The sequence below is a fragment of the Streptomyces cinnabarinus genome, from assembly GCF_027270315.1.
Taxonomy (GTDB): domain Bacteria; phylum Actinomycetota; class Actinomycetes; order Streptomycetales; family Streptomycetaceae; genus Streptomyces; species Streptomyces cinnabarinus.
Genome location: NZ_CP114413.1, coordinates 6,543,097 through 6,561,976, shown reverse-complemented (window position 1 = coordinate 6,561,976; position 18,880 = coordinate 6,543,097). Strand labels below are relative to the sequence as shown.

Annotated in this window: 22 protein-coding genes; 11 read left to right on the top strand and 11 right to left on the bottom strand. The window is 71.3% G+C overall.

Annotation, left to right across the window (positions count from 1 at the left end; translation table 11 throughout):
• Positions 1-18 precede the first annotated feature (18 nt).
• Positions 19-420, bottom strand: coding sequence for a pyrophosphohydrolase domain-containing protein (locus tag STRCI_RS29825; protein ID WP_269662036.1), 402 nt, complete (start codon positions 418-420; stop codon positions 19-21).
• A 75-nt stretch (positions 421-495) separates the two neighbouring features.
• Here STRCI_RS29825 and STRCI_RS29820 point away from each other — a divergent pair, with 75 nt between their 5' ends.
• Positions 496-1,491, top strand: a complete 996-nt coding sequence (locus STRCI_RS29820) for a TAXI family TRAP transporter solute-binding subunit (RefSeq protein ID WP_269662035.1) — start codon at positions 496-498, stop codon at positions 1,489-1,491.
• An 18-nt stretch (positions 1,492-1,509) separates the two neighbouring features.
• Here STRCI_RS29820 and STRCI_RS29815 read toward each other — a convergent pair whose 3' ends face one another.
• Positions 1,510-2,901, bottom strand: a complete 1,392-nt coding sequence (locus STRCI_RS29815; protein ID WP_269662034.1) for a sensor histidine kinase — start codon at positions 2,899-2,901, stop codon at positions 1,510-1,512.
• 9 nt (positions 2,902-2,910) lie between these two features.
• The gene (locus tag STRCI_RS29810) at positions 2,911-3,597 is read right to left on the bottom strand and encodes a response regulator transcription factor (RefSeq protein WP_269662033.1); all 687 of its coding nucleotides are present in this window, start codon (positions 3,595-3,597) and stop codon (positions 2,911-2,913) included.
• Between the two features lie 299 nt (positions 3,598-3,896).
• On the opposite strand from STRCI_RS29810, the gene STRCI_RS29805 reads away from it, so the two are divergent.
• The 8 genes from STRCI_RS29805 to STRCI_RS29775 all read left to right on the top strand — a co-directional run bounded on the left by STRCI_RS29805 (position 3,897) and on the right by STRCI_RS29775 (position 10,377).
• Positions 3,897-4,673: an amino acid ABC transporter ATP-binding protein gene (locus STRCI_RS29805; protein ID WP_269662032.1), complete on the top strand. Its 777-nt coding sequence runs from the start codon at positions 3,897-3,899 to the stop codon at positions 4,671-4,673.
• A gap of 80 nt (positions 4,674-4,753) precedes the next feature.
• Positions 4,754-5,599, top strand: a complete 846-nt coding sequence (locus STRCI_RS29800) for a glutamate ABC transporter substrate-binding protein (protein ID WP_269662031.1) — start codon at positions 4,754-4,756, stop codon at positions 5,597-5,599.
• Between the two features lie 134 nt (positions 5,600-5,733).
• The gene (locus tag STRCI_RS29795; protein ID WP_269664680.1) at positions 5,734-6,411 is read left to right on the top strand and encodes an amino acid ABC transporter permease; all 678 of its coding nucleotides are present in this window, start codon (positions 5,734-5,736) and stop codon (positions 6,409-6,411) included.
• Positions 6,408-7,358: an amino acid ABC transporter permease gene (locus tag STRCI_RS29790; protein WP_269662030.1), complete on the top strand. Its 951-nt coding sequence runs from the start codon at positions 6,408-6,410 to the stop codon at positions 7,356-7,358. Before STRCI_RS29795 ends, STRCI_RS29790 begins: the two co-directional genes overlap by 4 nt.
• Positions 7,359-7,557: 199 nt before the next feature.
• Complete coding sequence (locus STRCI_RS29785; RefSeq protein ID WP_269662029.1) at positions 7,558-9,174, top strand: FAD-dependent monooxygenase; 1,617 nt, start codon at positions 7,558-7,560, stop codon at positions 9,172-9,174.
• A 99-nt stretch (positions 9,175-9,273) separates the two neighbouring features.
• Positions 9,274-9,360, top strand: a complete 87-nt coding sequence (locus tag STRCI_RS43585; RefSeq protein ID WP_351985706.1) for a putative leader peptide — start codon at positions 9,274-9,276, stop codon at positions 9,358-9,360.
• A 79-nt stretch (positions 9,361-9,439) separates the two neighbouring features.
• Positions 9,440-9,970, top strand: coding sequence for a cupin domain-containing protein (locus STRCI_RS29780; protein WP_269662028.1), 531 nt, complete (start codon positions 9,440-9,442; stop codon positions 9,968-9,970).
• A complete protein-coding gene (locus tag STRCI_RS29775; RefSeq protein WP_269662027.1) occupies positions 9,967-10,377 on the top strand; it encodes a rhodanese-like domain-containing protein in 411 nt (136 codons plus the stop codon). The genes STRCI_RS29780 and STRCI_RS29775 overlap by 4 nt, the downstream gene beginning before the upstream one ends.
• A gap of 42 nt (positions 10,378-10,419) precedes the next feature.
• Here the strand turns inward: STRCI_RS29775 and STRCI_RS29770 are convergent, their stop codons facing one another.
• From STRCI_RS29770 to recA, 3 genes are all read right to left on the bottom strand, one after another.
• Positions 10,420-11,388, bottom strand: coding sequence for a sugar ABC transporter substrate-binding protein (locus tag STRCI_RS29770; protein WP_269662026.1), 969 nt, complete (start codon positions 11,386-11,388; stop codon positions 10,420-10,422).
• 215 nt (positions 11,389-11,603) lie between these two features.
• The gene (recX, locus tag STRCI_RS29765; RefSeq protein WP_269662025.1) at positions 11,604-12,383 is read right to left on the bottom strand and encodes a recombination regulator RecX; all 780 of its coding nucleotides are present in this window, start codon (positions 12,381-12,383) and stop codon (positions 11,604-11,606) included.
• Positions 12,384-12,387: 4 nt separating this feature from the next.
• Complete coding sequence (gene recA, locus STRCI_RS29760) at positions 12,388-13,512, bottom strand: recombinase RecA (RefSeq protein ID WP_269662024.1); 1,125 nt, start codon at positions 13,510-13,512, stop codon at positions 12,388-12,390.
• A 241-nt stretch (positions 13,513-13,753) separates the two neighbouring features.
• On the opposite strand from recA, the gene STRCI_RS29755 reads away from it, so the two are divergent.
• A complete protein-coding gene (locus STRCI_RS29755) occupies positions 13,754-14,326 on the top strand; it encodes a GNAT family N-acetyltransferase (RefSeq protein ID WP_269662023.1) in 573 nt (190 codons plus the stop codon).
• 4 nt (positions 14,327-14,330) lie between these two features.
• Here STRCI_RS29755 and STRCI_RS29750 read toward each other — a convergent pair whose 3' ends face one another.
• Together STRCI_RS29750 and STRCI_RS29745 are read right to left on the bottom strand one after the other, a co-directional pair.
• On the bottom strand, positions 14,331-15,608 hold the full coding sequence (locus STRCI_RS29750; RefSeq protein ID WP_269662022.1) for an AI-2E family transporter: 1,278 nt from the start codon (positions 15,606-15,608) through the stop codon (positions 14,331-14,333).
• A gap of 60 nt (positions 15,609-15,668) precedes the next feature.
• Positions 15,669-15,863, bottom strand: a complete 195-nt coding sequence (locus STRCI_RS29745; protein WP_269662021.1) for a DUF3046 domain-containing protein — start codon at positions 15,861-15,863, stop codon at positions 15,669-15,671.
• An 80-nt stretch (positions 15,864-15,943) separates the two neighbouring features.
• Between STRCI_RS29745 and STRCI_RS29740 the strand changes: the two genes are divergently transcribed.
• Entirely contained in the window at positions 15,944-16,888 is a 945-nt protein-coding gene (locus tag STRCI_RS29740) for a hypothetical protein (protein ID WP_269662020.1), read from the top strand.
• Between the two features lie 30 nt (positions 16,889-16,918).
• Here the strand turns inward: STRCI_RS29740 and STRCI_RS29735 are convergent, their stop codons facing one another.
• Genes STRCI_RS29735 through STRCI_RS29725 form a run of 3 tightly spaced genes read right to left on the bottom strand, consistent with a single transcriptional unit; the run spans position 16,919 to position 18,809 of the window.
• Positions 16,919-17,227, bottom strand: coding sequence for an AzlD domain-containing protein (locus STRCI_RS29735; RefSeq protein WP_015657455.1), 309 nt, complete (start codon positions 17,225-17,227; stop codon positions 16,919-16,921).
• Positions 17,224-17,946: an AzlC family ABC transporter permease gene (locus STRCI_RS29730; RefSeq protein ID WP_269662019.1), complete on the bottom strand. Its 723-nt coding sequence runs from the start codon at positions 17,944-17,946 to the stop codon at positions 17,224-17,226. The genes STRCI_RS29735 and STRCI_RS29730 overlap by 4 nt, the downstream gene beginning before the upstream one ends.
• Positions 17,853-18,809, bottom strand: a complete 957-nt coding sequence (locus STRCI_RS29725) for an AraC family transcriptional regulator (protein WP_269662018.1) — start codon at positions 18,807-18,809, stop codon at positions 17,853-17,855. Before STRCI_RS29725 ends, STRCI_RS29730 begins: the two co-directional genes overlap by 94 nt.
• Positions 18,810-18,880 lie beyond the last annotated feature (71 nt).

Sequence of the window (18,880 nt, the reverse complement as noted above, 5' to 3'; positions counted from 1 at the left end):
TGCAGGGCGCAGGAGCCTTCAAGAACTCTCGCCCCAGCCCTGCCGCCGCAGCACCTCCGCCACGTCCGGGGCCCGGTAGTGCTCGCCCTTGAGGACCTTGCCGTCGGCCCGGCGGGCCACGTGTCCGTCGGGCCCCAGCTTGGTCATGTTGGAGCGGTGCACCTCGGCGATCACCGCGTCGAGGTCGATCCCGTGGACGAGGGCGGTGCCGTAAGCGACGTACACCACGTCCGCCAGTTCGTGCGCCAGTCTGTCGAGCGGTCCGGCCACGGCGACCTCGGCGACCTCCGCCGCCTCCTCCGCGAGCAACTCGCCCCGGTGCGCGGCCACTTCCGGCGGGATCTCGGTCGGGGTACTGCGGGCGTCGAGCCCGAAGGCGTGGTGGAAGGCACGGACCAGATCGGCGGGCGAGGAGCTCATACGGCGACCCTATCGGCCGTCCTGCGGGCCGCCGCCCCTGGTCAGCGGGGCGTACCGCCTGGCAGGATCGCCCGCATGTCCACGCTGTTGCCCCCTATCGGCAGGCGCCGGGCCCTCCAGGGCGCGGGCGCCGCCTTCGTCGCCCTCGGGCTGCTGCTGTGGTGGCTGCTGCCCCTGGGCGAGGAGCCGCCGAGCGGGACGATCACCTTCAGCACGGGCACCCAGGCGGGCGTCTACCACGAGTACGGCGAGCGGCTGCGTGCCGAGCTCGCCAGGGACATGCCCGACCTGAAGGTGGAGCTCCAGACCAGCGCCGGATCGCAGCAGAACGTGCAGCGGGTGGCGACCGGCGAGGCCGACTTCACCATCGCCGCCGCCGACGCGGTGGAGACCTACGAACTCGCCGACGGTCCCGGCGCCGCCCGGCTGCGCGGTGTGGCGCGGCTGTACGACGACTATGTGCAGCTCGTCGTGCCGCCGGACTCCGACATCGACTCCGTCGAGGACCTGCGCGGCAAGCGGGTCGCCATAGGGCTGCCCGACTCGGGCGTACGGCTGATCGCCACCCGGGTGCTGGAGGCGGCCGGCATCGACCCGGAGGAGGACATCACGCCCCGCTCGGACGGCATCGACACCGGGCCCGGCCTGCTGGGGCACGGCCTCGACGCGTTCTTCTGGTCCGGCGGGCTGCCCACGCGCGGGCTGACCGAGATCGCGGAGACCTCCACCTTCCGGTTCGTGCCGCTGGACGAGGACCTGGTCGCCAAGGTGCACGCCCAGGGCGGCGCCACCCGCTACTACCGGGCCACCAACATGCCGGAGTCGGCCTACCGGACCATCCAGAACGGCTCCACGGTGGCGACGATGGCGGTGGCCAACGTGCTGGTGACCCGCAAGGACCTGGATCCCCGGCTCACCGAGTGGCTGACACGGACCGTGCTGGACAGCCGCGACGGCATCGGCGCGCACGTCCACTCCGCCCAGCTGGTCGACGTACGCACCGCGATCTACACCGACCCGCTCCCGCTGCACGAGGGAGCCCGGCGCTACTACCGCTCGGTCAAGCCGTAGCGGCGTCGCTCGGGCTGTTCACGCCGCCGACCCGCCCCGCGGCACCCGTACCGTCACCTTCAGTCCGTGCGGTTCATGACGGGCGTACGCGATGGTCCCACCGCCCGCCGAGAGCAGGGCCCGGGAGATGGACAGGCCGAGGCCGGAGCCCTTGATGTTCTGGTGGTGGCCGCTGCGCCAGAAGCGGTCGCCGATACGGACGAGCTCCTCGTCGGTCAGTCCGGGACCGAGGTCGGTGACGACGACGGTGGCGGTGTCGCCGTTGGAGGCGACGGTCACCTCCACGCGCTGGTCCTCGGGCGTGAACTTCACGGCGTTGTCGATCACCGCGTCCAGCGCGGACGACAGCGCCACCGGGTCGACCCACGCGGTCGTCGCCGGGCACTCCCCGACCAGCGTCACGCCCTTGGCCTCGGCCGTGGGCGACCAGGCGGCGACCCGTTCCGCGGCCAGCTCGCCGATGTCGATGAGCCGGAGCTCGGCCGCGGTGTGCTCGGCGAGCGCCAGGTCGAGCAGATCGTCCAGCACCTGGGCGAGGCGTTTGCCCTCGGCCTGCACCGAGGCGATCTCCTCATTGCCCTCGGGCAGTTCGAGGGCGAGCAGCTCGATCCGCAGCAGCAGCGCGGACAGGGGGTTGCGCAGCTGGTGCGAGGCGTCGGCGACGAAGGCGCGCTGCTGCTCCAGCACGTCCTCGACGTTGTCCGCCATCTCGTTGAACGACCGGGCCAGGCGCCGTAGTTCCGGCGGTCCGCCGGCCGCCGCGACCCTGGACTTCAGACGACCGCTCGCGATCGCGTGGGTGGTGGCGTCCAGGACGCGCACGGGCCGCAGCACCCAGCCGGTGAGCCGGAGGGCCGCGCCGACGGCCAGCAGCATCGCGGCGAACTCGCCTGCGGCGATGACCAGCCAGCCGTGCAGGATCCGCGAGCGCATCTCCCCGGTGGGCGAGTCGGTGACGACGACCGCGACGACATCGCCGTCCCGGACGACCGGTGAGGCGACGACGAGACGGCCCCGCTGCCACGGCCACACCTGCTCCGGGTCGTGGCTGCGCCGGCTGAGCAGCGCCTCCTCGAAGGCCTCGCGCACCTCGCCCGTCTCGGGCAGGAACCAGGTCTCCGGCGCGTTGGCCAGCGGGGTGTCCCCGGGCAGGAAGACGCCTGCGCGGATGCCGTAGACGCCGTAGTAGCTCTCCAGGGCATGGCTGAGGTTGCGGCCCTCGTCGCGGTGCCCCTGGGAGGTGTCCATCACGGAGCGGGTGATCGCCGCGAAATACGCGGTGTCGTCGATCCGGTCGACGACCACCTTCTGCTGCTGGGCGGCGGCCAGGCTCACGGCGAGCGGCACCCCGAGCGCCAGCAGTACGGCCGCCATCAGGACGATGAGCAGCGGGAGGAGTCGAGTGCGCACCCGTACCCGCTAGGCGGCCGGGGCGACGAGCCGGTAGCCGACGCCGCGCACGGTCTCGATCAGGGCCGGCATCCGCAGCTTGGCGCGCAGGGAGGCGACATGGACCTCCAGGGTGCGTCCGGTCCCCTCCCAGCTGGTCCGCCACACCTCGCTGATGATCTGCTCCCGCCGGAAGACCACACCCGGCCGCTGGGCGAGCAGCGCCAGCAGGTCGAACTCCTTGCGGGTCAGTTGGACGACCGAGCCGTCCACTCTGACCTGCCGGGTCGGCAGCTCGATGTGCACCGAGCCCAGCCGCAGCACGGTGTCCGCCGCGGCCGCCGGGTCCTCGTGGACGCTGCGCCGGCTGACGGCGTGGATCCGGGCGAGCAGTTCGCCGGTGTCGTACGGCTTGACGACATAGTCGTCGGCGCCGAGGTTGAGGCCGTGGATGCGGGAGCGCACGTCGGAGCGGGCGGTCACCATGATCACGGGGGTGCTGGTGCGCTTGCGGATCTTGCCGCAGACCTCGTAGCCGTCCTGGTCGGGCAGGCCGAGGTCGAGCAGGACGACACCGAATCCGGCGCCCTCCGGGACCAGCGCCTGGAGCGCCTCCTCGCCACTGCGGGCATGGGTGACGTCGAAGCCGTGCCGCGCCAGAACCGCGGACAGGGCGGCGGCGACATGGTTGTCGTCCTCGACGAGGAGCAGTCTCATCCCGTCCCCCTCCTGTTCATCGGCCGTACGGGTTGATCACCGAGCATGATCCGGACATGACTCGGCACGCGCGCGCGTGCACATGGCAGTCACGCTGATTGATGCTGACGCCGTCAAGTGGGTTCCGGTTGCGCGGGGCTTGTCGTTATCCACCCGGTACGCGCCCAGGTCGCAAGTGCTACGACACGTGTCTGATTGCTACCGGATCGTGATGCTCAAATTCCCCTCAGGACTAATGACGCAGGTCGGATACGGTTATTAGTGTCCTCCGAAACCGAGGAGGACGGAGCCTGAGAGCGATGACCGAAGTATCGGTGGCCAAGGAAGATGTGGCCGCGACCGGCGACCTGGTCGTCCTGAAGAGTGTCAACAAGCATTTCGGCGCGTTGCACGTGCTCCAGGACATCGACCTGACGATCGCCCGCGGCGAAGTCGTCGTGGTCATCGGACCCTCCGGGTCCGGCAAGTCCACCCTGTGCCGCGCCATCAACCGCCTGGAGACGATCGACTCGGGGACGATCGTCCTCGACGGCAAACCGCTGCCCGACGAGGGCAAGGAGCTGGCCCGGCTCCGTGCCGACGTCGGCATGGTCTTCCAGTCGTTCAATCTCTTCGCGCACAAGACCGTGCTCGAGAACGTCATGCTGGGCCAGGTCAAGGTCCGCAAGACCGAGAAGAAGAAGGCCGAGGAGAAGGCCCGCAAGCTGCTCGACCGGGTGGGTGTGGCCAACCAGGCGGACAAGTACCCCGCCCAGCTCTCCGGCGGCCAGCAGCAGCGCGTGGCCATCGCACGCGCCCTCGCGATGGAGCCGAAGGTCATGCTCTTCGACGAGCCGACCTCGGCCCTCGACCCGGAGATGATCAACGAGGTGCTGGAGGTCATGCAGCAGCTCGCCCGTGACGGCATGACCATGATCGTCGTCACCCACGAGATGGGCTTCGCTCGTTCGGCCGCCAATCGAGTGGTGTTCATGGCGGACGGTCGAATCGTCGAAGAGGCTGTGCCGGACCAGTTCTTCAGCAACCCGCGCAGCGACCGTGCCAAGGACTTCCTGTCCAAGATCCTGCACCACTGACGGCGCATCGACGTCCTCGACGACCCTGCGTCACCCGCACTGACGGCTCGCCTCTCTTCACCAGACAAAGGATGTTCACCATGAAGCTCCGCAAGGTCACCGCCGCGGCCGCCGCCGCGTTCGTCCTCTCCCTGACCGCCACGGCCTGTGGCGGCGACGACGACAGCGACAGCGCCGACTCGGGTTCCAGCGGCGGCGACAAGATCAAGGTCGGCATCAAGTACGACCAGCCCGGCCTCGGCCTGAAGGAGCCCGACGGTTCCTTCTCCGGCTTCGACGTCGACGTAGCCACCTTCGTGGCGGGCGAACTCGGCTACGAGCCCAACCAGATCGAGTTCATCGAGACCAAGAGCGCCGACCGCGAGAACGCGCTCGCCCGTGGCGACGTCGACTTCATCGCCGCCACCTACTCCATCACCGACGAGCGCAAGGAGAAGGTCGACTTCGCCGGCCCGTACCTGCTGGCCCACCAGGACCTGCTGGTCAAGGCTGACTCGGACATCGCCGAGGGCACCGACCTCAACGGCAAGAAGCTCTGCTCGGTCACCGGCTCGACCTCGGCGCAGAACGTCAAGGACGAGATCGCCCCCGACGCCCAGCTCAAGGAGTACGGCACGTACTCGGAGTGCATCGCCGGTCTGCAGAGCGGTGCCGTCGACGCGGTCACCACCGACGACTCGATCCTCGCGGGCTTCGCCGCGCAGGACCAGTACAAGGGCCAGTTCAAGCTCGCGGGCCTGAAGCTGAGCAACGAGAACTACGGCGTCGGCGTCAAGAAGGGCGACACCGAGACCGTCAACAAGATCAACGACGCGCTGGAGAAGATGGTCAGCGACGGCGCCTGGGAGACGGCCGTCAAGGAGAACTTCGGCCCGGCCGACTACAAGAACGAGCAGGCCCCGAAGATCGGGACCATCGTTCAGTAACGCGGACTTCCGCAGCCGCGCCGCCGCCGTCGGCCTGACCCTCACGGCGGCGGCGCGGCACGTCAGTGCGGCGGCGGCCCGACACGACCGCCCCGTACGTCACGTACGCCACCCACCCGGAAGCGCGGGAGATCGTGTTCGACTTTCTTTCTGACTATGACGACCCGAGTCTGCTGGGCGCCTTCTGGGTGACGATCCAGCTCACCATCTTCTCGGGCATCGGTTCCCTGGTCTGGGGAACCCTGCTGGCGGCCATGCGGGTCAGCCCCGTTCCGCTGATGCGCGGTTTCGGCACCGCCTATGTGAACATCGTCCGGAACATCCCCCTGACCGTCATCATCGTCTTCACCTCGCTCGGCCTCGCCGACATCTTCGGCATGACGATGGGCGCGCCCGACGACTTCGAGGCCCAGGGCTTCCGGCTCGCGATCCTCGGTCTGGTCGCCTACACGGCCGCCTTCGTGTGCGAGGCGCTGCGCTCCGGCATCAACACCGTGCCCGTGGGCCAGGCCGAGGCGGCCCGCGCCATCGGGCTGAGCTTCAGCCAGGTGCTCCGGCTGATCGTCCTGCCGCAGGCGTTCCGCTCGGTCATCGGCCCGCTCGCCAACGTCCTGATCGCCCTCACCAAGAACACCACGGTGGCGGCCACGATCGGCGTGGCCGAGGCGGCCCTGCTGATGAAGGAAATGATCGAGAACGAGGCCCAGACGCTGCTCATCGGCGCGATCTTCGCCTTCGGTTTCGTGGTACTGACCCTGCCCACCGGCCTGTTCCTCGGCTGGCTGAGCAAGCGACTGGCGGTGAAGCGGTGACCTCGGTTCTGTACGACGCCCCCGGCCCGAAGGCCAAGCGGCGCAATGTGATCTTCTCGATCGTCTTCTTCGTCCTGCTGGCGCTGGTGGCGTGGTGGGTCTGGACGGTGATGGACGACAAGGGCCAGCTGAAGTGGGCCCTGTGGGAGCCGTTCTTCACCGAGTCCGAGGCCTGGACGACGTATCTGCTGCCCGGCCTCGCCGACACCCTGAAGGCCGCCGCGCTGGCCATGGTCATCGCGCTGCCGCTGGGCGCCTTCTTCGGCATCGCCCGGATGTCCGACCATCGCTGGGTCCGCATCCCGGCCGGCGTCGTGGTCGAGTTCTTCCGCGCCATCCCGGTGCTGCTGCTGATGCTGTTCGCCAACGAGTTCTACGCCCGCTCCACGGACGTCACCAGCGCGGACCGGCCCCTGTACGCGGTCATCACCGGTCTGGTGCTCTACAACGCCTCGGTCCTCGCCGAGATCGTCCGCGCGGGCATCCTCGCCCTGCCCCGGGGCCAGACGGAGGCCGCCAAGGCGATCGGTCTGCGCAAGGGCCAGACGATGACCAGCGTCCTGCTGCCGCAGGCGGTCACGGCGATGCTCCCGGCGATCGTCAGCCAGCTGGTGGTCATCGTGAAGGACACCGCGCTCGGCGGCGTGATGCTCGGCTTCACCGACCTGCTGAACGCCCGCGGCACGCTCGCGGCCAACTACGCCAACGTCATCCCCAGCTTCATCGTCGTGGCGGTCATCTACATCGTCGTCAACTTCATCCTGACGAGCTTCGCGAGCTGGCTGGAGGGCCGGCTGCGGCGCAGCAAGCGCAGCACCGGCGCGGTGCTCGGCGCCGAGGACATGGAGGAGATCAACCCGGCGGCGATCGGCGGTTCCTTCGGCACCGGCGGCGAGGGCGGAGGCATCGGCGGCATCAGTGGCTTCACCCATCCACCGAAGAACTGACGCCCGGTCAAGTGACCTGAGCAACACGCGAAGCATGGCGTGAACGACACGGAGGCAGTGGCATGATCGCCACTGCCTTCGGTCACTTGACGCAAGCACCGGCAATGGGTTGCATACGTTCTGTGATCGTGCACCCTGCTCCAACCTCCTGTTCACACACGTCCCTCGGGGCACCGCTGCGGGCAGGGGGCACCACGCCGTGGACCCGGTGATCATCGTCGGAGCGGGGCCCGTCGGGCTCACGCTCGCCCTTGCGCTGGCGCGTCAGGAGGTGCCGTCCGTCGTCCTCGACGAGGGGCTCGGCAAGGACGAACCCCGTCTCGCGCGCACCGTCGTCCTGCGCGAGGACACCGCCGCCCTGCTGGAGCGGCTCACCGGGCTGCCGGTCGCCGAGGCGGGCTGCCGCTGGGCCGGATGGCGGTCGATGCGGCGCAGGCAGGTGATGCGTCAGGTGTCCTTCGTCGACCCGGCGGCCGGCGAGGGTTCGGCCGCCCCCGTGCACCTCGCCCAGCACGTCCTGACCGGCGCCCTGCGCGCGGCGCTCGCGGGCGAGCGGCTGGTGCGGATCGCCGTGGACAGCCGCCTCGACGGCATCGAGCAGGAGCCCGCGGGCGTCACCGCGCACACCAGAGGCCCCAAGGGCACCTGGTGGCGTGGCAGTTACCTGGTGGGCTGCGACGGCCCCCGCTCCACGGTCCGCAAGCTCCAGGACATCCGCTTCCCCGGCCGGACGGCGGTCGAACGGCACGCGGTCGCCGCGCTGCGCACCGAACTCCCCTGGCCCGACGAGGCGTTGCTGCACCGGATGCCGCCCTGGCGGACCTCGGGCCCGTCGGCCGGTGAGGTCACCGCGCGCCCGCTGCCGGACGGCGCCTGGCGGCTGGACTGGCTGCTCCCGCCGGGCAAGGACCTGGTCACGCCCGAGCTGCTGGTGTCCCGTGTCCGGGAGACCCTCGCGGGCTGGACGGGCGGCCCGACACCGCCGTACGAGCTCCTCGACACCGGGGTCCACACCGTGCACCACCGGCTGGCGCGGCGCTGGCGGGCCGGGCGGGTGTTCCTCGCCGGGGACGCGGCGCACTTGCTCGGGGCGCTCGGCACCCAGGGGCTCGACGAGGGGCTCAGGGACGCCGACAACCTCGCCTGGAAGCTGGCGCTGGCCTGGCATCACGGGCCGCGCGAGGCGCTGCTCGACAGCTACCAGACGGAGCGGCGCGCGATCGTCGCCGCCCGGCTGCGCGCTGCCGACCAGGCGCTGCCGCTGGTGCGCGGCGGTGGCGGGCTGCGGGCGTACGTGCCCGGCTCGGCCCGGGGCCATGACGCGCTGCTCACCGAGGGCCATCTGGGGCGCGGGGCGCTCGGTGCGCCGGGGGCGTACGCCGATTCGCCGCTCGCGCCCCGGCATCTGGAGGGCGAGGTGTCCCTGGAGACGGCGGTGGGCGCGCCGGTCGTCGATGTGCGGGTGACCGCGGAGGACGGCTCGTTCGTCCGGCTGCGGGACCGGCTGGGCCGGGGCGCGCTGCTGGTGCTGCTGATCGCGCCGGGCACGGGCGTGTGGGACCGCAAGCACTGGGTGACCGCCGGGATCATGCCCCGGCTCGCGGCGGCCGTGGCGGCCCTGCCGCATCCGGCGGAGCTGCTGGTCGCCGAGAGCTACCCGGGGGCCGCCGCGCACTCGGTCCTGCTGATCCGCCCCGACGGTCACCTGGTCACGGCGCTGAGCGGGGTGCGCCCGGCCGATCTGTACGCGGCCGCGGAGGCGACGCTGGGCGGGCCGGTGGAGTCGGGGGCGGAGGCGACGGCGGGGACGCGCTGAGCGGCCCGGCCCGGTCGGGGTGGGCGTCACCAGGGCGCCCACCGTCCACATGCTGACGACGAGTTGACCGGCCCACACGCCCATGGTGTACTCCGCATCGTGACGGACACCTGTGTGCACCTGTGGCGGAAGGTCCATGTGGACCTCGTCCGCTACGCGGGCTGCATGTGTACCCGGTCCTGCTGAATTCGCATCTCTCCTCCTTCGCGCGCACCACCGACGTGCCGTCGCGCGCACCCCGCGAACCCTCATCAGGACGGTCGAAGTGTCTGTCTCCCCCTCCCCTTCCGTGTCCACCGCCACCGCTCCCACACAGGCGGACCTCCTCGATTTCGTACGTCGCACCGCCGCCGACGCCGAGCTGATCGCCTCGCTGCCGCTCGACCCCGAGGGCCGCACGTGGGTGCGTCTGGAGGGGCCCGCCGGGAGTGAGGCCTGGCTGATCGGCTGGCCGCCCGGCTCGGGCACCGGCTGGCACGATCACGCGGACTCGGTCGGCGCGTTCCTGACGGCGGCCGGTGAGCTGAGGGAGAACTCGCTCACCGCCCGGCTGCCCACGGACGGCTGGAGGACCCTGGAACTCAGCGAGGACGTGGACCGGGAGCGCAGACTGCCGGCCGGCAAGGGCCGCTCCTTCGGCCACCACCATGTCCACGAGGTCCTCAACGAGTCCCCGGACCGCCACGCGATCTCCGTCCACGCCTACTATCCGCCGCTGCCCCGGATCCGCCGCTACAGCCGCAGCGGGCCCGTGCTGCGCCTGGAGCAGGTCGAGCGCCCCGAGGACTGGCAGTGAGCGGCCGGGGCGAACGGCCCGTCGGCATCGACGAGTTGCTGGAGCGGGTCCGCGCGACCTACGTACGCGTCCCCCCTCGCGAGGCCTACGACGCCGCCCAGGCCGGTGAGGCGCTGCTGGTGGACATCCGGTACGCGGCCCTGCGGGAGCGGGACGGGCTGGTGCCCGGCGCGCTGGTGATCGAGCGGAACGAGCTGGAGTGGCGCCTGGACCCACGGGGCAGTCATCGCGTGCCCGAGGCGGGCAGCCATGACCTGCGGGTGGTGGTCTTCTGCAACGAGGGGTACGCGTCGAGCCTGGCGGCGGAGTCGCTGCACCGGCTGGGGCTGCGCCGGGCGACCGATCTGGCCGGCGGGTTCCAGGCCTGGCGGGCGGCCGGGCTGCCGGTCACCGGGGTGGGGCGCTGATCACCGGGGTGGAGCGCTGGCTTCCGTCGCGGCGCGGCTGAGTCACCCGGCGTTCGGCGGGCAGTAGAGCGGTGCCGTGTCCGCGTTGCTCTTGGTGACCAGCCGGACCGGGGTGTGGGCGATGCGGTCGGCGTCCCAGTCCCTCAGCAGGCCGATGGTGTTGGTCACCGCGAGTTCGCCGGTGTCCGCGGCCGAGTTGGCGACGGTCGCGGCGAAGCGGCCGTCCTTGAGGGCGGCCAGGCCCTCGTCCGTGCCGTTGACCGTGACGATCCTGACGGTGTCGGCGCCGGCCGAGTCGAAGGCCTCACGGACGGCGAACGCCATCTCCTCGTTGGCGACGAAGGCGTAGTCGAGGTCCGGGTGGTCCTGGATCATCTGCTCGGCGACCTTCCTGGCCTTGCCCGGGTCGAACATGCCGGGCTGGTTCGCGACCACCTCCGCGCCGGCGGGGAGCGCGGACTCGAAGCCGCCGACCAGCAGATCCGAGGCGGCTCCCGGCGCCCCCGCGACGATCCCGACCTGGACCTCCTTTCCCGCGGCGTCCTTCTCGATCCAGCCGGCGTCCAGTCGGCCCACATGTTCGAGGTCGACGACGACCGCGCCGAGGAGGTCCGCCGTGTCCTCGGGAACGACCGAGGTCAGAAAGACCGGGACGTCGGCGCTCCTGGCCTTGGCGATGTCGTCCCGGAGCGCGTCCACGTCCACCGTCTGCACGATGATCGCGTCCACCTGGCGGGCGATCATGTCCTCGATGTTGGCCAGTTCGGTCGCCGCGTCCTGGCGGGAGTTGGCGATGTGGAGTTCGGCGAGGTTGTTCCGGGCCGTGTCGTCGACGGCCGCCTCCAGACAGGTGTGGAACGGCGAGGTGCCGCCGTTGACGAACCCGAGGGTGAGCGGGCCGTCGTCCCGGTCCGCGGTCTCGGGCCGCAGCATCCCGCAGCCACTGAGGATCAGGCTGCCGCCGAGCAGGGACACGGTGAGCGTTCTTCGGCGGCGGACGGAGCGAGGCATGGCGGGCTGCCTTTCGGAGCGCACGGAGGACGGCCCCGCGCGGGCTGCGTCGGGGTCAACTCGTCGGTGGGGCCACAGACTTGAGCCCCATCCGGGCCCGAACATCCGCGCGACGTCGGCAGACCGTACAGCCCCCGAGAGCCCGGTCGTCCCTCCTGGGCGCGCAAGGTAAGGCTGCGACGTATGCATACGTCGGAGCCGCCCGGCCCCGCGCCTCAGTACCCCTCGCCCACCATGAACTCCGTGTCCTCCCCCTCCGCTTCCAACGCCTGCCGGACCACCCGCAGGGCCATCCCCTCGGGATATCCCTTCCGGGCGAGCATCCCGGCGAGACGGCGCAGGCGCTTGTCGCGGTCGAGGCCCCGGGTGGACCGCAGCTTGCGGTCCACGAGTTCACGCGCGGTCGCCTCCTCCTGCTCGGAGTCGAGCCGGCCGACGGCCGCGTCGATGAGCGAGGAGTCGACGCCCTTGGTGCGCAGCTCCTGGGCGAGCGCCCGCCGGGCCAGTCCCCGCCCGTGGTGCCGGGACTCCACCCAGGCGTCCGCGAACGCGCTGTCGTCGATCAGCCCGACCTCCTCGAACCGCGACAGCACCTCCTCCGCGGCCTCGTCCGGGATCTCCCGCTTGCGCAGGGCGTCGGCGAGCTGCTTGCGGGTGCGCGGAGTCCCGGTGAGCAGGCGCAGGCAGATCGCCCGTGCCCGCTCCACCGGGTCCCCCGGGGGCTCCCCCTGCTCGGCCCTCGACGAGGCAGAGGTACCTCCGTCCTCACCGGACGGCTCTTCGCGACCGCGCCGACGACGCCCCCGGGCGCCGCCCGCGCCACGAGCCCCGCCGGCTCTCCGGCGCGAGCCGCCGACGAGCTCATCGCCGTACGGCCCGTCACCGCCGTACGCGTCGCAGTCCTCGCCCCCCGCGGGGCCCGTGACGCCTCTCCCGTCCCGCTCCCCCGGCGGGTCGGGGCAGGCGTACTCGGCCCAGTCGGTTCGTCGTGTCACGGGGTCAGCTCTTGGCTGCGGCGGCCTTGGTCTTGGTGGCCTTGGCCACGGCCGGAGCGGGCACCGTCTTGGCGTCGTCCGCGGCGGCGGCACCCGCGGCGTCCGTGCCCGCCTCGGCCGCGGGCTGCTCGGGACGCACGCCGACGCCCAGCTTCTCCTTGATCTTCTTCTCGATCTCGTTGGCCAGGTCGGGGTTGTCCTTCAGGAAGTTGCGCGCGTTCTCCTTGCCCTGGCCGAGCTGGTCGCCCTCGTACGTGTACCAGGCGCCGGCCTTGCGCACGAAGCCGTGCTCCACGCCCATGTCGATCAGGCCGCCCTCGCGGCTGATGCCCTGGCCATAGAGGATGTCGAACTCGGCCTGCTTGAAGGGCGGTGCGACCTTGTTCTTGACGACCTTGCAGCGGGTGCGGTTGCCGACCGCCTCGGTGCCGTCCTTCAGGGTCTCGATACGCCGGATGTCGATTCGCACCGATGCGTAGAACTTCAGCGCCCGGCCACCGGTCGTGGTCTCCGGGGAGCCGAACATCACGCCGATCTTCTCGCGCAGCTGGTTGATGAAGATCGCGGTGGTCTTCGACTGGTTGAGCGCGCTGGTGATCTTCCGCAGCGCCTGGCTCATCAGACGGGCCTGGAGACCGACGTGGCTGTCGCCCATCTCGCCCTCGATCTCCGCGCGCGGGACGAGCGCGGCGACGGAGTCGATGACGATGAGGTCGAGGGCGCCGGAGCGGACCAGCATGTCCACGATCTCCAGGGCCTGCTCGCCGTTGTCCGGCTGGGACAGGATGAGGTTGTCGATGTCGACGCCGAGCTTCTTGGCGTACTCGGGGTCCAGGGCGTGCTCCGCGTCCACGAAGGCCACCTGGCCGCCGGCCTTCTGCGCGTTCGCCACCGCGTGCAGGGTCAGGGTCGTCTTACCGGAGGACTCCGGTCCGTAGATCTCGACGACGCGGCCGCGCGGCAGGCCGCCGACGCCGAGGGCCACGTCGAGCGCGGTCGATCCGGTCGGGATGACCTCGATGGGCTCCATCGACCGCTCGCCCATGCGCATGACCGCGCCCTTGCCGAATTGCCGTTCAATCTGTGCGAGTGCGGCATCCAGGGCCTTCTCGCGGTCGGTTCCTGCCATGGGTTCCACCCGATTTGCTTGAGTCGATCGCTTCACGTCAAAGACGCTAACGCCTGCCACTGACAATGCGCCCCGACGCCCGTCCAGCCTGTGGATAACTCGGGTGCTTCTCCATCGAAATCGCCACAAAACACCCGCCGAGAGGCCCGTCGGCGCTTCCATGAGAATGGATGTTCGATTTTCGTGTCAAGCGCACCACGCGGGGTGCGCCCGGGGCGGATGACGGCTCTATCGTGCAGCCATGACCATCGAGGTTCGCCCAGCGTCGGTCTACGAGGACGTCCGGGCCGTGATCGGGCCGAAGTCGCCCACCGCAAGCGTCTGCTTCTGCCTGAGCTACCGGATCCCCTCCAAGCTCAACAACGAGCTGCGCGGCCCCGCCCGCGGCGAGTACGTCGCCGAGCTGTGCCGGGCCGAGCCGCCTCCCGGGGTGCTCGCCTACGACGGTGACGAGCCGGTCGGCTGGGCCGCGGTGGCCCCGCGCGCGGAGACCTCCTTCGCCCGCAACCGCAAGATCCCGCACGTCGACGATCTGCCGGTCTGGTCGCTGTGGTGCGTCCGGGTCCGCCCCGGCCACCGCAAGCAGGGCATCTCGCACGCCCTCATCGAGGGCGCCGTGGAGTTCGCCCGCGCGCACGGCGCCCCGGTCGTGGAGGCGTACCCGCTCGACAACGGCGAGGCAAGGGTCGATCTGACGATGGCGTACGCGGGGCTGCGCAAGAACTTCGAGCGCGCCGGGTTCGTGCACGTCGCCGACACCACCTCGGTGCTGGCGGGGCATCCGCGGATCCTGATGCGGCTGGACCTGCGCTGAGGGGTCAGCCCTCGTCGGAACCCGGCGCCTGGTCCGGGGAACCGTCGCCGGGAGCGTCCTCCTGCCGCGCCCAGGCCCGCCGCACGCGGGCGATCAGGCCCGGTCCCGGCCCCCGGCTCCGGTGGCCGTGCACCCGGGGGTCGTCGGTGACGTCGTACCGCTTCACATACGCGCCCAGGAACGCCTGAAGGGTGGCGACCGCCGGGATCGCGATCAGCGCGCCCACCGCGCCCAGGAGCGCGGTACCGGCGATCACGGAACCGAAGGCGACCGCGGGATGCACGTCGACGGTCTTCGCGGTCAGCTTGGGCTGGAGCACATAGTTCTCGAACTGCTGGTACACCACCACGAAGATCAGCACCCACAGCGCGTACCAGGGATCGACCGTGAAGGCGATCAGCATGGGCAGGGCGCCCGCGAGATACGTGCCGATGGTGGGGATGAACTGCGAGACCAGGCCCACCCAGACGGCGAGCACGGGCGCGTACGGCACGTCCAGGGACTGGAGCAGGATGTAGTGGGCTATCCCGGAGATCAGCGCCATCAGTCCGCGGGAGTACAGATAGCCGCCGGTCTTGTTCACGGCGATCTCCCACGCGCGCAGCACCTCGGCCTGCTTGGCGGGCGGCAGGACGGAGCACAGGGCGCGGCGCAGTCGCGGGCCGTCCGCGGCGAAGTAGAACGAGAACAGCGTGATCGTCAGCAGCTGGAAGAGACCGCCGATGACCTGCGCGGACACATCGAGGACGCCGGTGGCGCTGTTCTGCACGTAGTTGCGCAGCCAGTCGGAGCGCAGCAGGCCCTCCTGGATGTCCACCCGCTTCAGATCGGTCTGGAAGTGGGTGTTGATCCAGTTGATGACGGAGTCGAGGTAGTCCGGGAAGCCCTCGACCATGGTGATGATCTGGCCCGCGAGCATCGAGCCGAGCAGGATGACGAACCCGGCGGAGACCACCATCACGGCGAGGAACATCAGCGCGGTGGCCAGGCCCCGGCGCATCCCGCGGGCGGCCATCCAGCTCACCGCGGGCTCGATGGCCAGCGCCAGGAAGAACGCGATCAGGATGTTGACCAGCAGCCCGGTGAGCTGGTGGAAGGCCCAGCTGCCGAGCTGGAAGGCACCGACGAGCGCGAGGGCGAGCACCATGGCGCGCGGCAGCCAGCGCGGCATGCGGGCGCCCGGCCGCGCGGCGCCCCCGTCGGCCGGGGGCCGGGTCGGGGGCGTCGTACCGAACGGAGAGGCCTGCTGGGCGAGGTGCCCGGTGTCGTCAGTGGGTGCCACGGAGCAAGTCTCGCCCACGCCACCGACAATCGGGGGCCGGGGTGCGATCTTCGTGACCTGTCAGCGCTGTTCCTGTGGCACGTTCATGACGTGGCAGACGACCCGCCACACGTCCTTGGCCTCCCAGCCGGCGTCGAGCGCCTGGTGCACGGTGCGTCCGCCGAGCTCCGCCATCACGTGATCGCGCGCGAAGGTGTCGGCGTATCCCATACCGAAGTGCTCCGCCATCCGCTCCCAGAAGACCGTCAACCTCATGACGTCAGTATCCCGCCCCTGAGAGTGGGCCCGAGCCGGGACCCCTCGCCGAGACCGCTTTCCGGCCTACGGTCTGACCCATGGCCGAAACAGGAGCTTCACCACTCCCCCCGACGCCCCCGGCGCGCTCCCCGCTGTTCCGCGCCGAGCAGTTCGTGTGGCTCACCGCGCGCGTGCTGGAGCAGCGCCTCTTCGCGCACCACTTCCTGCACGGCGGCACCGACCCGGTCGAGACCGCGCTGGACGCCTACCGCAACGATGACGGCGGATACGGGCACGGGCTGGAGCCCGATCTGCGCGGTCCGGTGAGCCAGCCCCTGCACACCGCGCACGCGCTGCGGGTACTGGACGCCGTCGGCCGCTGCGGCGGGCAGCGCGTGGAGCGCGTCTGCCGCTATCTGACGTCGGTCTCCACCGCGGACGGCGCCCTGCCCGTGATCCATCCCGGTCAACGGGGCTATCCGGCGGCGCCGTTCATCCCGATCGTGGACGACCCGAGCAGCGAGCTCCTGGCCACCGGCCCGGTCGTGGGCGTGCTGCACCGCAACGAGGTGTGGCACGCCTGGCTGTTCCGGGCCACGGACTTCTGCTGGCAGGCGGTGGAGGCCCTGGAGAAGTCCCATCCCTACGAGATCGAGGCCGCCGTGGCCTTCCTGGACTCCGCGCCCGACCGCCCCCGCGCGGAGGCGGCCGCGGACCGGCTCGGCCGCCTGGTACGGCAGCACCGGCTCGCGGCTCTGGACCCCGACGACCTGGCCGCGTATCCGGTCGCGCCCGGCTACGCCCCCACCGAGCACCACTTCCCGCACGACTACGCGAAGTCCCCGCGCTCACTCGCCCGCGCGTGGTTCACCGACGACGAGATGACCCGCTCGCTGGACTTCCTCGCGGCGCAGCAACAGGACGACGGCGGCTGGCCCATCCGCTGGCGCCAGTGGTCCCCGGGCCCGGCTCTGGAGGCCCGCCCCATGGTGACGATCGAGGCGCTGCACACACTGCGGGCGTATGGGCGGGCCATCGGATGACATCCCCTCCCTGACGTGCGTGAGAGCCCGTCATCCCCCCAACGCCCGCACCCCCGCCGTCACCACCACGGCCGCCCCCACGACCACCAGAAACGGCGCCCGCAGCACCAGCGCCACGGCCGCCGCGGCCAGCCCCGCCGCTCTCGCGTCCAGGACCAGCGCCCGTCCGTCGGCGAAGGTCTGCTGGGCCGTGAGGGCGGCCAGGAGCGCGACTGGGAGCAGTGCGGCGAGCCGCCGGACCAGGGGCCGCTCCAGGACCCCGGCCGGCACCAGGAGCCCGGCGAGCTTGACGGCGTAACAGCCGAGGACGGTCAGCCCGATGGCGATCCAGATGGTCATCGGTTCTCCTCCTTCAGCCCGCGCCGCCCCTGGGCCCACAGCACCGCGGGCGCCGCGAGCGCGGCCACCAGCACCGGCACTCCGGCGGGCAGCACCGGCAGCAGCCCGAGCCCCAGGACGACCGCGGCCCCGGCGACCGCGCGCTCGGTCGTGCTGGTCAGCATCGGCGCGAGCAGCGCCAGGAACACGGCGGGTCCGGCCGCGTCGAGACCCCACGCGTCGGTGTCCCCGATGGCTTCGGCGCCGAGCGCCCCGGCCAGCGTGGTGAGGTTCCACAGCGCGTACAGGCTGAGCCCGGTCACCACGAACCCGATCCGCGCGGCCCGCCGGGTGGGCTGGGCGAGCGCGACGGCCGCCGTCTCGTCGATGACCCACTGGGCGGCGAACGGTCGTACTACGCGCGGGAGGGCGAGTACCTGCGACAGACGCAGCCCGTAGAACGCGTTGCGCACTCCGAGGAAGAAGGCCCCGGCGGCCGCGGCGAACGCCCCGCCGCCCGCGGCCAGCGCCCCGACGAGCGCGAACTGGGACGCGCCGGTGAACACCAGAAGGCTGAGCGCGCAGGTCTGCCACAAGGTGAGCCCGCTGCCCGCCGAGGTCACCCCGAACGCGAACCCGGACAGCCCTACGGCGACACCGACCCCGAGCCCGTCCCGTACGACGGCGGCGTCCGGCTTTCCCTCGCCGTCCCGTATGTCTGTGAGTGCTGTGTCTGCCACGCCTCGGACGGTACGAGGAGCCTCCCCGCCGGGTCTTGTACGTTCTTGCGCTCGCGCTGGTAGGCGCCGGGAGGCACGCCCACGATCCGGGTGAAGTGCCGGTTCAGGTGCGGCTGGTCGGCGAAGCCCACGGCGACGGCGGCCTCGGCGGGTGTCACGCCCGTGTCCAGCAGTCGGCGCGCCTGCCGTACGCGGGCGTCCGTGAGCCAGGTGTGCGGCGGCATGCCATAGGCGTCGCGGAAGGCGCGCAGCAGCGCGAACGGGCTGGTCCCCAGCTCTCCGGCGAGCTTCTCCAGGCTCGGCGGCTCCGCCATCCGCTCCTGGAGCACGCCACGCGCGCGTGCGGCGATCCGGGCTCCCGCGGTGCGTATCTCGCGCTGCGGCAGCGGCCCGCCGTTGAGCCGCAGCAGCCGGGTCACGGCGACCCGCAGCAGGGTGTCGGCGGCCAGGGCGTTGCCCTCGTCGGCGGCGCGCAGTACCTGGTGGACCAGGGACACGGCATGGGCATCGTCGAGCACCGGGGAGACGAACCCGGGTGTGCCGCGGATCGCCGTGGTCTCGGCCGCGATCTCCGCCACCACCTCCGGCGACGGGTACACGGCCCCGTACCGCCATCCCTCGGGCACCCCGGCCCGCCCGGTGTGCGGGGTGTCGGGGTTGACCAGCGCGAGCGCTCCGGCACCCGCGGACACATCGGAGCCGCGGTGGTGGAAGACCTCGACGCCGTCGGCGATGGCGGCGATCACGAAGTTCTCGTGGGTGTGCCGGACGAAGGTCTTGCGGATGTACCGGGCCCGCAGCAGGTCGACACCGGGCAGCTCCGGGTACCGCCAGTGCCGTGCCCGCTCGCTCGAATCCGCCATGCCCCCATTCTCACCGCACCCGGACCGGCGCCGCCCGCGTCCGCGTTCGCGCAGGTCAGCGTGATTGTCAG